At 64.3% G+C, this 13,585-nt stretch carries 14 protein-coding genes and 1 tRNA gene; 5 read left to right on the plus strand and 10 right to left on the minus strand.

The window, feature by feature from the left end; all coding sequences use genetic code 11:
• Positions 1–44: 44 nt before the first annotated feature.
• From FR699_RS06925 to FR699_RS06950, 6 genes are all read right to left on the minus strand, one after another.
• The gene (locus FR699_RS06925) at positions 45–542 is read right to left on the minus strand and encodes a hypothetical protein (protein WP_154551148.1); all 498 of its coding nucleotides are present in this window, start codon (positions 540–542) and stop codon (positions 45–47) included.
• Positions 539–2,521 carry a DUF58 domain-containing protein gene (locus FR699_RS06930; protein ID WP_199268299.1) on the minus strand — a complete coding sequence of 661 codons (1,983 nt, stop codon included), beginning with the start codon at positions 2,519–2,521 and terminating at the stop codon, positions 539–541. Before FR699_RS06930 ends, FR699_RS06925 begins: the two co-directional genes overlap by 4 nt.
• On the minus strand, positions 2,518–3,456 hold the full coding sequence (locus tag FR699_RS06935) for a DUF4129 domain-containing protein (RefSeq protein WP_154551147.1): 939 nt from the start codon (positions 3,454–3,456) through the stop codon (positions 2,518–2,520). The genes FR699_RS06930 and FR699_RS06935 overlap by 4 nt, the downstream gene beginning before the upstream one ends.
• Positions 3,457–3,540: 84 nt before the next feature.
• Positions 3,541–4,032, minus strand: a complete 492-nt coding sequence (locus tag FR699_RS06940) for a hypothetical protein (RefSeq protein WP_158854922.1) — start codon at positions 4,030–4,032, stop codon at positions 3,541–3,543.
• Complete coding sequence (locus FR699_RS06945) at positions 4,032–6,017, minus strand: DUF58 domain-containing protein (protein WP_158854924.1); 1,986 nt, start codon at positions 6,015–6,017, stop codon at positions 4,032–4,034. Before FR699_RS06945 ends, FR699_RS06940 begins: the two co-directional genes overlap by 1 nt.
• Positions 6,014–6,943 carry a DUF4129 domain-containing protein gene (locus FR699_RS06950; RefSeq protein ID WP_158854926.1) on the minus strand — a complete coding sequence of 310 codons (930 nt, stop codon included), beginning with the start codon at positions 6,941–6,943 and terminating at the stop codon, positions 6,014–6,016. Before FR699_RS06950 ends, FR699_RS06945 begins: the two co-directional genes overlap by 4 nt.
• A gap of 360 nt (positions 6,944–7,303) precedes the next feature.
• Here FR699_RS06950 and FR699_RS06955 point away from each other — a divergent pair, with 360 nt between their 5' ends.
• Positions 7,304–7,540, plus strand: a complete 237-nt coding sequence (locus FR699_RS06955; protein ID WP_154551146.1) for an HTH domain-containing protein — start codon at positions 7,304–7,306, stop codon at positions 7,538–7,540.
• A 61-nt stretch (positions 7,541–7,601) separates the two neighbouring features.
• On the opposite strand, the gene FR699_RS06960 is transcribed toward FR699_RS06955, so the two are convergent.
• Both FR699_RS06960 and FR699_RS06965 read right to left on the minus strand, forming a co-directional pair.
• On the minus strand, positions 7,602–8,519 hold the full coding sequence (locus tag FR699_RS06960; protein ID WP_158854928.1) for a thiamine-phosphate synthase family protein: 918 nt from the start codon (positions 8,517–8,519) through the stop codon (positions 7,602–7,604).
• Positions 8,520–8,711: 192 nt separating this feature from the next.
• Complete coding sequence (locus tag FR699_RS06965; RefSeq protein WP_233263419.1) at positions 8,712–8,876, minus strand: hydrogenase maturation nickel metallochaperone HypA; 165 nt, start codon at positions 8,874–8,876, stop codon at positions 8,712–8,714.
• A 206-nt stretch (positions 8,877–9,082) separates the two neighbouring features.
• Here FR699_RS06965 and FR699_RS06970 point away from each other — a divergent pair, with 206 nt between their 5' ends.
• Complete coding sequence (locus tag FR699_RS06970) at positions 9,083–10,012, plus strand: phosphotriesterase (RefSeq protein WP_233263377.1); 930 nt, start codon at positions 9,083–9,085, stop codon at positions 10,010–10,012.
• A 149-nt stretch (positions 10,013–10,161) separates the two neighbouring features.
• Here FR699_RS06970 and FR699_RS06975 read toward each other — a convergent pair.
• A tRNA-Tyr gene (locus tag FR699_RS06975) sits at positions 10,162–10,235 on the minus strand.
• A 155-nt stretch (positions 10,236–10,390) separates the two neighbouring features.
• On the opposite strand from FR699_RS06975, the gene FR699_RS06980 reads away from it, so the two are divergent.
• From FR699_RS06980 to ftsZ, 3 genes are all read left to right on the plus strand, one after another.
• Positions 10,391–10,930 (plus strand): zinc ribbon domain-containing protein, encoded by a 540-nt coding sequence (locus FR699_RS06980; protein ID WP_154551135.1) that lies wholly within the window; start codon positions 10,391–10,393, stop codon positions 10,928–10,930.
• 228 nt (positions 10,931–11,158) lie between these two features.
• The gene (locus FR699_RS06985; RefSeq protein WP_154551134.1) at positions 11,159–11,347 is read left to right on the plus strand and encodes a ribbon-helix-helix domain-containing protein; all 189 of its coding nucleotides are present in this window, start codon (positions 11,159–11,161) and stop codon (positions 11,345–11,347) included.
• 3 nt (positions 11,348–11,350) lie between these two features.
• A complete protein-coding gene (ftsZ, locus tag FR699_RS06990) occupies positions 11,351–12,556 on the plus strand; it encodes a cell division protein FtsZ (RefSeq protein WP_154551133.1) in 1,206 nt (401 codons plus the stop codon).
• 45 nt (positions 12,557–12,601) lie between these two features.
• Here ftsZ and FR699_RS06995 read toward each other — a convergent pair whose 3' ends face one another.
• Positions 12,602–13,558, minus strand: a complete 957-nt coding sequence (locus FR699_RS06995) for a TIGR00269 family protein (RefSeq protein WP_154551132.1) — start codon at positions 13,556–13,558, stop codon at positions 12,602–12,604.
• Positions 13,559–13,585: the final 27 nt, after the last annotated feature.

The following is a 13,585-nucleotide window of genomic DNA, read 5'->3' on the forward strand; positions in this document are numbered from 1 at the left end:
CGCCAAGAGAGCCGCGTCGTCTGGGCGGAGGCGACCGCACTCGCCTATCTCCCGATTTTGAGTGCCGGAACGAGCGCGAGCAATCCAGCGAGTAGTAACACGACCGCAACCAGTGGCAAGTCCCGCGGTGTCACGGAAAAGCCGACCAGGACGACCGCGAGTGCGCCAACAGCCACGATCGTACTCCCGACAGTGTGTGCAAGCAAGAGGCGACGGCGGTCGGGGCCGGTACCCAGTTGTCTGGCAATGCCGATCGCGTGCTCGGCGATATCCCACGTCAACACGGCGCCACTTCCGGCGACGGCAACGAGTGTGGGGTCATAGCCCGCGACGCCAGCGACCAGAACCGAAGCGAAGAGTCCGGCTACACCGACACCGAGGACGAGTCGACGCCCGCGTTCGACCCCCACGAGGGCTCCGAGCGTCCCGGCGATAGCGAGGACGAAGCCCGCGCCGTTGCCCGATATCGATACCAGACAGACCACGGCTGGCAGGAGTGTCATCGCCACGCCGAACCGCGAGGGCCCAGCGGCTCGACTCATCGCGACCACCGCCGTTGGGCACGGTCAAACGCCAGTGGCAGTGGCTCCGCTGGCTGCCAGTCGACGACGCGGGCATCCGTCTTCCGGAGGGTCGAAAGGCGAAGCGTTCGTTCGATGCGCCCGACGGTCTGGCCGGCGGTCCCGTCGCTCGTCGGATCCGGGCTGATCACTGTCATCGGATAGCCCTGGGCCTGTAACTGGCGTGCGACCGCGGTACTCTCCTCGTCACAGAGGGGCGAGAACATGACGATCTGAGCGTCAGCGGGGAGGCGCTTGCGGAGTTTCGGCAGCCGGACGTGTGGGTGAAACGCCTGGGTCGGTGGCTGGGTCGAAAACGCCGGGTCATCGGTGAGTACCGTCTCTGCCCGTGCCCAGTGGACGTGCCCGGCGCCCGGGGACAGCCAACACCCCCGGGGAGACAGGGCAGCCAATCCAACCCGGTCGTCGGCATTCAGCAAGGCCCGAAACACTTTCGCGGCCGCCTGAACACTCCGATCGACGGCGGATGGCGCTTGCTCGTCGGGAGCGACGTAGGCGGCGGCGCGCGTATCGATCAGCAACACGACCGTCGCCGAGCGTTCCTCGCGGAACTGCAGCGTCGCGAGTCCCTGTCCTTGGGCGGCCCGGTTCCAGTCGATGCGCGAAAGGGGATCACCGGCACGATACTCCCGAACGGAATGGAACTCGAGCCCACTCCCACCGACGTCTGTCAGGACGCGACCGACGTGACTCGAAGCCTGTTGGCGGAGCGGAACCGTCGCCTCGAAATCCGGCCGGAGCCCGTAGGTGACGGTTCGATCGCCCTCGGTCGCCGTCCGAAACGTGCGTTCGATCGAGCCCGAGAGGTTGTGCGTGATCGTATAGGGCGACTCGAAGGTATGCGGGCCACGCGCAGCCTGCACTGAGTACTCGAACCACGTGGAGGCCCCCGGACGCAAGACGGTGCCGTGTCGTGGTGAGCCCTCGACGACGGTCATCCCGGCCGGGACGCCATCGACGATCCGGAGATCCGGGACCCACCGCCCGGAATCGTTGTGAACGGTAACGCGGACCTGAACGCGTTGGCCGGGGTCGGGATCGGTCGGTTCGATCGTCCGCTCGACAGTGATCGATTGTGGAGGCTCGACATCCATGGCCGCGTAGCCGACGACGAGCAACAACGGCCCGGCAACCAGCAACAATCCCGGCTTGCCCAGGCCGGCTCCGAGCCCAATCGCGAGCAACGCGACAGCACCCAACCCGCGCCACCGCCCCGTCGAGCGAACGGTACCGAACGTCGAGGGGCGCCGCGTGTGTGGGGCCGTCTCGGGGGAGTCGAACCCGTCTGTCGTTCGCTCGGGCAGGTAGCGGTCCGCCAAGTCCCCGACGACTCGCTCGACGCCGAGAACAAAGGGATTGTGTGGAGCGAGACGGACGGTCTCGAGACGGTCACGCAGAGTGCGATCGCCGGTCTGTTCGGCGAAAAAGTCCCCGGCCACCGGGTCGTCGCTCCAGGTCCCGTCGGCGAGGGCCGCCTCGATCGAGCCCACAGCACGATCGGCACTGGTCGAATCGAGGACGTCGGTCGTCACCCGCCGGAGGCGTTTCGAAACGCGCCGGCGGGCCTTGATTCGATCGGCCTGTGTCGGAAATGGCCCGCCAAGGAGCCGATCGAACGTCGACCCCGGAACCGACGTCGTCGAGCGGGCTTCGACAGTCGGAGGCGTCGATTCCGACACCGAGGAGACGATCCGGCGATAGCTGTACCAGATGCCCGCGATGACCGCGACCACCGAGATCACGTAGACGGCCAGGTATTCGATCGAGATCTCGACGAGCGACGGATTCCAGACGACGACTAACCCAACGCCGACGAGGAGAGTCCCGATCGCACCGATCACCGGAGAGAGAAGCGACTCGATACGCTGTTCGGTTTCGTCGTCACTCGCTACGGTGGGTGCTTCGGCGGCGTCAGATAGCATGTCTCGCTGCCCGGTCATCGTCGCTCCTCCTGTGGGCCAGTCTCGTCGGGACTCGTCCGCTGGCCAGACCTCTCTGGCGTAGCGTACGCGGCTTCGATCCGTCGGAGCGCATCCTCGGCGCGCTCGACCCGATCGGGCGAGGGCGGCACGTTACCGTATCGGACGGCCTCGAAGAGACGTGTGAGTTCCTGCACGTCGTCGGGATCCATGCCAGCCTGGATCGCCGCCTCCGCGAACTCGCCCGGGGTCGTCGTTTCCGGCTCCGACACTGCGAGGGCGTCGGCCATCTCAGCCCAAGCACGATAGATGGCATTCGTCGAATCGACACCGGCTGCCAAGCGCGACGCCGCCCGGCCGGCAGCCGATCCGACGGCGTCCAGCTCATCGACCGACGCCTGGTCGTCGACGGACGCCGCTTCGGTCGACTCCGACCGCCCACTAGAGAGGACCAGCAGTGCCACTGCCCCGAGGAGAACGACCGCGATCCCCCCCAGCGCCACGATCGGCACATCGACGCCCGGAGCGACGGGATTGACCGATCCCGACCCGCCCGGACCAGTGCCATTCGTGACGTTCTGGGGCTGGCGGCCCGACCCCGGAAAGCGCAACGAGAGGTCGATGAGTTGGAGGACGGCAAAAACGACCCCAGCCGCCAAAAGCGATGTCACGACGCCCTTGAGCGTAAGGGTCTGTATCCGCACGAACAGCCCAACGGCGGTGAACCCGACAAGCAGCGCCACGGCGATGGGCCGAACCAGTGGCGGGATATCGACCGTGATGTCGAACTCGTTGGGCTCCTGAGACGGCTGGTCGAGGGATACGCCACCCGACCCGTTACCAGGTTGACGCTCTGCGGTCTGGGTCGGAACGACCGCCGCCGCAACGATAACAGTCGCAAGCACGGCCAAAATGACTGTCACACCGACGAGGACGCGCTGGCGGTTTCGTCTCACCGATTGACACCCGTTAACACTGTCTGACCGTCCGGCGGTACCGTAGAAAAAGTGTCGAAGTCACCGCCGACACGTCAGGACCGATCAAAGACGAAGTGAGGAGATGATGAACCCGGCACCGATCAACAACAGCAGCAGTGTGCCGACGGGTTGGCCGCCAACAGCGACCGAATAGAGGATATAGACGGGGACGGCGACACCCATCGCGCCGAGACTGCTGATCGCCGCGTGGACGAAGATCGGCCGGTCGAGATCGCCCGCTCGGCCGATCTGGGCGGCGACGTTGATCGACTGCTCGCCGACGTCCCAGACCAGCACAGTCCCGATCATCGCGGCCGAGAGAAACGGAACCGGCAGGCCTTCGCTGCCGGCGAGTAACGTCCCGCCACTCAAGACGAGGACGCCCAGGCCAAGTATGCGCCGCGAGCCGAGTGCCGTGCCGAGCAACGCGGGGAGAGCGCCCGCCAGCCCGACGGCAAAGGCTGGGGGGACCGGCGCGAGCGGAGTTACGGCGAGGAGCGCGAAGGCCCCGGTCGCGAAGATGGCTCTCCCGTGGGGCCGGGGGGTGATCGCCACTAAGACCACCCTCGCTTTGCACGTTCGACGGCGGCGGGAAGGGACTCGTCTCGCTGCCAGTCGACGACCCGCGTGTCGGTCCGTCGCAAATGTGAGAGCCGGATCGTCCGTTCGATGCGAGCGAGTGTGCGCCCCGGTGTGCCGGTATTCGTCGCGTCCGGACTGATCACCGTGACGGGATACCCGTAGGCGCGCAGTTGGCGCACGATCGTCACACTCTGGCTATCACTGAGCGGGGAAAACACCACCAGCTGTGCGTTCGACGGAAGTCGCTTGTGGATCGTCGGCACCAGAACCCGGCGGACGAACGGCCGTTCGGGAGGGATCGGGCCGAAGGCGTCAGCCGCGGCCAGTAGTTCACGGGCACGCGTGAGATGCCGCGACCCAGCGCCGGGTTCGAGCCAGCAGCGTCGGGGGGAAAGCGCCGTGATGCCGACCCGGTCGTCGGCGGCGATCAGGGCCGAAACCAGTTCACTCGCCGCGAGAACACTCCGATCGACCGCCGAAGGGGCACCCGGGGTAGGTGAGACGTAAGCGTCTTGGCGGGCATCGAGCAGAAACATGACTGTTGCCGACCGTTCCTCGCGGAACTGCAGCGTCGAGAGGTCACCACCCTTGGCGGCCCGGTTCCAGTCGATTCGAGAGAGAGGATCACCTGGACGATACTCCCGAGTCGAGTGAAACTCCAGGCCGGCCCCGCCGATGTCGGTCAAAACGCGTCCGACGTGTTTCGAGGCCCTCTCCTGGAGGGGCATCGAGAGAGTCGACGCGGCGGTAATATCGTAGGTGATCTCCGCGTCACCGGCTGGCGTGATCGTCTCGGCACGCTCGATCGTCCCACTCGGCGTCCGCGTGAGTACGTACGCCGGGTCGAACGTGTGGCGGCCACGTGGCGCACTGACTGTGTACGCGTAGCCCGATGACGCACCGGGACGGAGCGACGTCCCGTGGCGGGGTGAACCCGACTCGACGATGAGTCCCTCGGGTACGCCGTCGACGAGACGCACGTCGGGTGCCCAAGTGGAGCCGACATTCTCGACGTCGACCCTGACGCGGACGGCAGCCCCCGGTTGCGGGTCGGGCGTCTCGATCGTCCGCGTGATGGCTAGTTCAGCCGTCGGGCTGTCCCAGACGACGACCGAGGCGGCGATCCCCAGCAATATCGCTGCGACGACGACGAGCGGTGGTTGGGACGTAAGCGTGCCGACGCCCAGCGCCCCAAGCGCCAGGGCCGAGAGGCCGTGCCACCGACGAGTGTATCGCTCGCCCGTCGGTGAGGGATTGGGCGAGGAGTCGGAACTCGCGATACGGCCACTCGAACGCTCAGATCGGTCGGCATCCTCGATGTCGAGTCTGTCGGCCAGTTCCGCGATGACGGCGACGGCCTGTTTCTTCGCGGGTGACGATTGCCCTCCCAACGCGGCGACCCGATCGAGCAACGAGGTGTTCGTCTCGTCTTCGGCAAACAACGACGACGCCATGGGATCGTCCGTCCAGGTACCCGATTCGAGGGCCACGTCCGTCGGCACCGTCGGATCGTCGCGTCGAGTGTGCGTCGTGAGAATCTCCTCGGTGAGTTCGCGCAACCGCTCGGTGAGCACTGTCTGCTGTCGAATACGCTGGCTTGTACTCGAGACCGTCGTCTCCAAGAGACGGTCGAACCTGGTGCCGGGAATCGAGACGGTCGTCCGAGCCTCGACAGCCGACGGCGTGGCCTGCCTGATCGATTCGGTCCCGCGACGCCAACCGAGTTGGACGGCCCGGAACAAAGCGACCGCCCCGATGACGATGACCGGCAGATAACTGGTCGACAGTTGCTCGCTCAGGCCCGGGACGAACAGGATCGCCAGGGCAGCCAGAACAGCAAGCGCTCCCACCACCGCGAGAGCGGTCCCGATCGGCTCGTCCGATTCGGCGTCCGATCCCCCGCCGGACTCGACGAACCGAGAGGGATCATCCCAGGGTGTGCCAGGCGGGGAACTCACGGATCGTCCCCTCCGGTTGTTTCCGTGTCGAGGTCGGCGTACGTCGCTTCGATCTCCCGGAGGGCTGTCCGTGCCCGTTGCTCTCGCTCGTCTGAGGGGGGCTCACCCCCATACCGGACGTCTTCGAACAGCCGTGTAAGGTCCTCGACGTGCTCGGGGTGCATGCCAGCATCGATCGCGGCCCGGGCGAACTCTGCCGGCGTCGTCGCGGCCGGGTTCGAGACCTCGAGGGCAGCCGTCATTTCCTGCCAGGCCTGGTAGACCGCGTTAGTCGTCTCCGTCCCGGCTGCCAGACGAGAGGCAGCGCGACCAGCCGCATCACCCATCGCTTCGAGTTGGTCGCTGTCGCGGTCGCTCGGTTGATCCGTAACTGCCTCGGAGACAGATGCGTCCCCGGAGAGGCGAACGATCGTTCCCACGGCCGCAACGACGACGACCACCAGAACGAGCCAGACCGCGAGTGGGAGGTTGGCGATCGATAGCGTCCGCTCGGGTGCGCTGACGAGCGGACCAAAGCCGCCGGCAGCGCCGCCCGGTAGGATTCCACCACGCCCCCCAAAAGAGCCGGCAAGCAACTCCAGCAACATCACCAACAGCCAGCCGAACAGCACAGCTATCACCGCGAGCATGGCGATTCGGGCGAGGTCACTCCAGGAGAACGTTCGAAAGGCGACGACGACCGCGAGCAGGGTCAATGCAACGGCCAAGACCTGAAACACTGGCAGGACACCCGGCGGAACGACGACATCGACCGACGATTGGTTGTCCGCCCCCGAGAACAATCCGCCCGTCCCGTTACCGCTGAAACCGAATTTCCCCCCACCACCGGTGTTGACTGTCGGATCCGTCAGCGTCGCTGCAGCCAGCGTCAGGGCGATTAGACCGAACACAGTGACGACGATGACGAGACCGCGACGACGATCCATGTGTTTCGCTGAGGTACTCTGTCGAGGACTGTGAGTGTTCGGGCTCGCCCCCTGTTTTCGTCTCCCGTCGTGGCTGTCAGCGCTCCGTAGCCACCGCCAGATGGCCCAAGGAGGGGAAACCGTGAGAGAGCGTTCTGGTCGTTTCGGCCGGGTCGATACCTCCGTCGCTCCGATTCTCTCTGGACTATCCGTCGCCCGCATCGCACATGCCGCCGTTGTGAACAGGAGGAGTCACAAGCGTCTCGAGGCGGTCAAGACCGTGGCGACCCAGTGATGCGGTCGGCTGAGACCGGTACACATCTGTCCAGACGGACAGTTCCTACGTGAGAAATTAAGTAGGCGGCCGTCCTATCGGACCGTATGAGTGGATCAGGCCGCGAAACGGAGTACGCCGTCGAGGACGTAACAGCGGTGTTCAAAGACCGGGACGACTACGCCGAGCCACTGACCGCAAGCGAGGTGGCCGAGGCGCTTGGGTGTTCTCGTCGGACGGCACTGAACAAACTGCACGACCTCGAAGCGTCGACGGATATCACGAGCAAGAAAGTGGGTGGGCGGTCGCGGGTGTGGTGGATCCCGGTCCACATCGACCGCTGAGGGGCCGTCGCGAGCGGGACATCCACGAAAGGAATCACCAGTGACGGCCTGGTCCCATCGGTTAGGCTTTCCCAGCGCCGACCAGCTCGATCGCCAGCTGCGTGGCTTCGAGGGCATCCGTCCCGAGCACATAGGTGATCGGCTCGATCCCGAACGCCCCCTCGTGATAGACGACTGCTGGCACCGCGCCACGATCACGGAACGCGGCTTCGAGGCGCTCGCGGCGGTTCTCGTAGCCGGCGTCGAACTGAAGGGGGTCGATGCCACGATCCCGTGCGGCCCCGATGAGCGATTCGTCGGTCGCGAGGTTCAACGCCCCGCGCTTGGACGGATCGACGGCCATCGCCGCCAGGATTGTCCGGGCGACGTGTTGAGAGCCACCGAACTCCGGGTTCGCAGGGACGTTGATCCGGCCGCGCATCGCGTGGACTCGACCCGGTACGGCCGCCACGTCTCGCTCGTCCTCGGCGTCGGGCAGGGCCATGCCCACGTTCGTCCCGACGTTTGGTACCGACGCGACCATCGCCGTCTCGTCAGCCAACAGCCGTGTGGCCGAGCGGACCGTCGAAAGGACTGCCCGCTCGTCGGCGACCGCTTCGTCGTGGCCGCGCAGGCACAGGTCACAACCCAGGCCGGCCAGTGCCGGGACCGCCTCCTCGTGAATCTCACAGATCGGTCCCCGATCCTCGAAGGCCCGGATCACGTCCAACAATTCACCCAGCGCGTCGTAGGCGTCCATCGACCCGTCCGCGAAGCCGGCGGCGATCTCGTCGATGGTCGACTGCATTCGCGGGTCCTCACTAAATCGGGACTCGACCGCAACGTCGCCACCGACGTACTTGCTGACGGCGGCCTGAGTCACGCCGAGGTGATCGGCGATCTCCTGTTGGGTGAGTCCGTGCGCGGACAATTCGCCAGCGAGCATGGCCCTGGCCGTCGGCAAGAAACGATCGACGACGATTTCGCTCGGAAATCGCATGCTGGGCGTTCCGACAGCGAGACCAAGAATCTGGCGACCCACCGGCCAGGGGTCGTGGCTCGCCAGCGAGAGTGGATATCGGGTAAGCGGACTCCCAATACGTAGCGCATCCGCTCTCGACGGTCGATCCGCCGACAGCGAGCGACCGAGATCGCAAGACAGGTCCCCCGAGGAGTGCCGACCGGATCGCCGTCAGTGATCGTCGACCCACTTCGCGCGCCGCACGTCGTAGCTCCCACACTCCGGGCAGGAGTGATACTGGACGGGCAGCGGCGTCTCACAGGAGAGACAGAGATAGGGAACCGTCTCAGCATCCTCAGACCCCAAGTTGAACCTGCCGCGGTCGAAGACACCCATCGTTACCACGCCTGAACTGTGAACCGAGACACGGAAAAAAGAGTGCTATTGTTCACACTGACAATTCGACCGCAGTCTGTCGATGTGAGCGGTTTTAAAAAGCCGGGAGAACTGAGAGCGGGAGCTGCCACCCAGCATCGCTGAATCCGGCTTCGTTCAAAGAGATGATGAAAACGTACTTTTCAACTGCATCCGAGAGAGCGTCCATGGGAAAACTCAGCACGACACAGGGAACCATCGATCGAGACGAGATCGGTCTGTTAGTCCCTCACGAACACATCTTCGCCGACCTCGGGCCGATGGAAGCAGAGAACTGGAAAGACACCGACCCCGAGGCGGTGATCGAACTCATCGGCCCGGAGATCGAGCGCGCCAAGGAGGCGGGGATCGACGCCCTCGTCGAGTGTACGCCCGAAGGCGTCGGCCGTCGGGTCGACATCGATCTCGCTGTCTCAGAGGCGACAGACTTCCCCGTGGTCGTGCCGACGGGGATCTACCAGGAGCCGAGCATTCCTCAGTGGGCCCGAGAGATGGGCATCGCGGAACTCACCGAGTGGATGCTCGATGAGTTGACCAACGAGATCGAGGACACGGGCGTGCGGGCGGCCTGGATCAAGGTGAGTACCGACGACGACGATCCCGAGGGCCTCTCAGACGACGAAGAGAAGATTCTCCGTGCCGCGGCGCGAGCCGGTGCCGAAACGGGCGCTGTCATCGGCAGCCACACACTGCACGGTAACGTCGCCCACCAGCAACTCGACATCATCGCGGAGGAAGGCTACGACCCCTCGCGGTTCATCTGGATCCACGCCCGCGCCGAGGAAAATCTGGACTATCACGAGCGGGCGGCCAAGCGCGGCGCGTTCGTCGAATACGACTGGATCGGTGGCCACGATCAAGACGATCAAACGTACATCGATCTCGTCGAATACATGACTGAGCGCGGATACACTGACAATATCTTACTGAGCCAGGACCGAGGCTACTACGACCCCAGCCAACCCGACGGCGGCGAAGTCGACCCGTACACCTACATCGTCGAGAAGTTCCTACCGAAGCTCCGGGCCGCAAACGTCCCGGACGCGGCCATCGACACGATCGTCCACGAGAATCCGCTGGACGCCTATTGTCGCTGAGTTCGTCCGAATCGCGTCGTGTTGTGTCCGAGTTGAACAGACGGCAGACGTTCCTGCTTGCCCTCTCCGGTCGCTGTGGGAGGCTGCGACTGGCGTGTTCAAATCGGCTCAAGATGGACTTTCGACTGCTCACGTGGTCCCAGCAAAAGTCCGCCCTCCCCGATTTGAACGGGGGGCAAGTCGATCTACAGTCGACTGCTCTACCAGTCTGAGCTAAGGGCGGTTACACTCACACGTAGGCCCGGTGGGAGACTTAACGGTTATCATTCGGAGCGAAAAACCGACCGGCGTCGGCCGGTCCTCAACACAACCGCTGACGTGCGTCAGACAGTCACGAAGATTGAAGTAGGCTCGCTGTCAAGCCGTAAGACAGGCTGTATGAGTAAAATCACGTTCCGCGCCGACGACGACCTCGTCGACCGACTGGAGGAGTTCGACGCCTCCAAGAGCGAGGTCATGCGCGAGGCGTTGCGAGCCTACCTCGACGGCGAGACGACCGAACCTACGCAGACGGATTCGGCCACCGCCGAGGAGAGTCTCGACGAACTCATCGCGGAACGCGTCGATGCCGTCCTCGAAGAGCGGCGTGACCGCCGGTTGCGGCCACAGCCCGAGCCACAAGACGTCAACGTGAACATCTCACTGGAGGAGGCCGTCGCGTCCTCGCCATCTCCAAGTACGGCCCCCGAACGCGCAACCGAGGAACCGTCCGTGGTCGAGCCGGACGAACAGCCCGGTAATCGGACCTGTTCCCAATGTGGCGAGACAGTCTCGGGCGATCACGTCTACTGCCCGAACTGCGGGGAGAAGGCTTCACGTCGCATCTTCTGTGACTGTGGCGACGAGCTCCGCTCTGACTGGGCATTCTGTCCGAGCTGTGGGCGGCGAACGCCAGCTGCTGACGTACTAGACCAATAAACGCCACGTAAACACACCTCTGGGCCGCTTTTTCAGGTGTTTACGCCTTGGCGTCTTACATCCGCCAAAACCTTTATGTCCCCTCACTCTGTGGTACGGTAATGCGTAAGACGGACTTGTCTTACACAGTGGCGTACCGGATGCCACCGACCGCTGTCTGGCGGTTATCGTGTGTAAGACGAGCGGGCGGCCCGCTGCGTCCGTCTTACCCAAAGGGGAACAATAAATATGGAGCGTGTGACACTACGGATTCCGAAACAGCAGATCGAGGAGGTCGAACGAATGGTCGAAACGGGGGAATACCCGAACCGGAGCGAGGCGATCCGGGCGGCCGTTCGAGATATGCTGGCCGAGCAAGAGACTGGCAAAGAGCGCCCATCCGAAAAACGCAAGCGGCGCACATGGGCGAAGGTGTAGACGATGCAGGATATTGTCAACTCGGCCCTCGAACACGAAGAACAGGAGAGCCGGGACGTCGATGCCGACGGTGACGAGTTCGGCGACCCGCGCATCGTGATCATCGGCTGTGGCGGTGCCGGTAACAACACTGTCAACCGGCTGTACAACATCGGCGTCGAGGGCGCCGATACGATCGCGCTGAACACCGACAAACAGCACCTCAAGATGATCGAAGCCGACACGAAGATCCTCGTCGGCAAGTCCCTGACCAACGGGCTCGGGGCGGGCGGCGACCCCTCGATGGGCGAACGCGCCACCGAGATGGCCCAGGGCACGATCAAGGAAGTGCTGGGCGACGCCGACCTCGTGTTCGTCACGGCCGGCATGGGCGGCGGGACCGGCACGGGCGCCGCGCCCGTCGTCTCGAAGATCGCCAAAGAGCAAGGAGCGATCGTCGTCGGCATGGTCTCGACGCCGTTCAACGTCGAGCGTGCCCGGACAGTCAAAGCCGAGGAAGGCCTCGAAAATCTGCGCAACGAGGCCGACTCGATCATCGTCCTGGACAACAACCGCCTGCTCGATTACGTCCCGAACCTCCCGATCGGCAAAGCCTTCTCGGTGATGGATCAGATCATCGCCGAGACGGTCAAGGGGATCTCCGAGACGATCACCCAACCGTCGCTGATCAACCTGGACTACGCGGACATGTCCGCGATCATGAACCAGGGCGGCGTCGCGGTGATGCTCGTCGGCGAGACCCAGGACAAGAACAAGACCCAGGAAGTGGTCAGCGACGCCATGAACCACCCACTGCTCGATGTCGACTACCGTGGGGCCAGCGGCGGCCTGGTCCACATCACGGGTGGACCCGACCTGACGCTCGACGAGGCCGAAGGCATCGCAAGCAACATCACCGATCGTCTGGAGGCCAACGCTAACGTCATCTGGGGAGCCCGGATCGAAGAAGAGTACAAGGGCAAAGTCCGCGTCATGGCGATCATGACCGGTGTCCAGTCGGCCCAGGTCTTGGGTCCGACGACCCAAAAGCAGGCCAACAAGTCCCGGCAAGCAATCGAGGACGTCGACGTCGAGGACACGTCTTTCGATGCCAGTAGCAACGTCGGCACCGACGCCAGCAGTCAGACCGACCGAAGCTTCGGGGAAACTGACGGCGGCCGAGATGCCGTCGAGCAGAACCACGGTCTAGACGTCATCCGGACAGACTGACCGACCCCTCGATCGGACGCATCACTGTTCGAAAAAGCGCCGTTTTCAGGCACCCAACGCATCCAGCAACTGGCAGCGTCGGCACCGCTCTCCGGTCGTCGGTCGTCCGCACGTGTCACACGACGCGTAGTCTCGGTCTTCGTCGACAGTCCGGGCCGCCTGCCTGGCCAACTGTTCGTATCCGGCCATGATCGAGTGGCGCGTCCCCGGATGGGCGTCTTCGAGTTCGTACAACAGTGACTGTATCTCACCGCGAAACGACTCTGAGGCGTGTGGACACTCGGTGATGTGTGCCGGGAGATCCCGGAGGCGGGCATACAGCGCGACCTCCTTTTCGGGGACATCTCGGAGTGGTTTCGCCCGTGGGACGTGCCGATCGGTCAACGTTCGCTCGTCGAGCGGGCCGAGGCTTGCGTCGAAGTGTTTTGCCATCTGGGCGATGTCGCCTTCGAGGAAGTTCATCAGCGCTGTCTCGGCTTCGTCGTCGAGGTTGTGGCCGGTCAACAGGAGATCGGCGTTGTACTCCTCGGCGTACGTCGAGAGCAGATCGCGTCGGAAGACGCCACAGTACGCACAAGCAGCCATGTCTTCGGGATCGTCTTCGACGACCTCGTCCATACGAACGCCGAACTCATCGGCGTAGGATATCGTCTCGTGACGGAGCCCAAGATCAGCAGTGAGTGACTCAGCGGCGTCGAGACTCTCGTCGCGGTAGCCCTCGATCCCCTCGTGGATCGACAGCGCGACGAGTTCGATCCGGGGATCCTCGGCGAAAGTCTCGGCGAGGATCTGCGTGAGGACGACGCTATCTTTCCCACCCGAGAGGCCGATCAGCCAGGTGACGGGTTCCTCCGGCGTGGCCCGTTCGGGAACGATGCCGTCCTCACGAATCCGACGGCGAACACGCTTCTCGACGGAGCGCCGGAAGTGGTCCTCACAGAGATGGGCCCCGGAGTAGGCCGCATGCATGACCGCCGCCTCGCCACACCGATCACAGTCCATTCACTGGCTCTCGGAGATACGCACCCG

Origin of the sequence: Halorhabdus sp. CUG00001 (assembly GCF_009797925.1) — an archaeon.
Classification (GTDB): domain Archaea; phylum Halobacteriota; class Halobacteria; order Halobacteriales; family Haloarculaceae; genus Halorhabdus.

What these genes read in the sequence shown, in the direction of transcription:
- FR699_RS06960 (WP_158854928.1), bottom strand. Translation starts at nt 8,519, where the DNA reads ATGCGATTTCCGAGCGAAATCGTCGTCGATCGTTTCTTGCCGACGGCC.
- FR699_RS06965 (WP_233263419.1), bottom strand. Translation starts at nt 8,876, where the DNA reads ATGGGTGTCTTCGACCGCGGCAGGTTCAACTTGGGGTCTGAGGATGCT.
- FR699_RS06985 (WP_154551134.1), top strand. Translation starts at nt 11,159, where the DNA reads ATGGAGCGTGTGACACTACGGATTCCGAAACAGCAGATCGAGGAGGTC.
- FR699_RS06995 (WP_154551132.1), bottom strand. Translation starts at nt 13,558, where the DNA reads ATGGACTGTGATCGGTGTGGCGAGGCGGCGGTCATGCATGCGGCCTAC.
- FR699_RS06955 (WP_154551146.1), top strand. Translation starts at nt 7,304, where the DNA reads ATGAGTGGATCAGGCCGCGAAACGGAGTACGCCGTCGAGGACGTAACA.
- FR699_RS06980 (WP_154551135.1), top strand. Translation starts at nt 10,391, where the DNA reads ATGAGTAAAATCACGTTCCGCGCCGACGACGACCTCGTCGACCGACTG.
- FR699_RS06970 (WP_233263377.1), top strand. Translation starts at nt 9,083, where the DNA reads ATGGGAAAACTCAGCACGACACAGGGAACCATCGATCGAGACGAGATC.
- FR699_RS06950 (WP_158854926.1), bottom strand. Translation starts at nt 6,943, where the DNA reads ATGGATCGTCGTCGCGGTCTCGTCATCGTCGTCACTGTGTTCGGTCTA.
- FR699_RS06930 (WP_199268299.1), bottom strand. Translation starts at nt 2,521, where the DNA reads ATGACCGGGCAGCGAGACATGCTATCTGACGCCGCCGAAGCACCCACC.
- ftsZ (WP_154551133.1), top strand. Translation starts at nt 11,351, where the DNA reads ATGCAGGATATTGTCAACTCGGCCCTCGAACACGAAGAACAGGAGAGC.
- FR699_RS06925 (WP_154551148.1), bottom strand. Translation starts at nt 542, where the DNA reads ATGAGTCGAGCCGCTGGGCCCTCGCGGTTCGGCGTGGCGATGACACTC.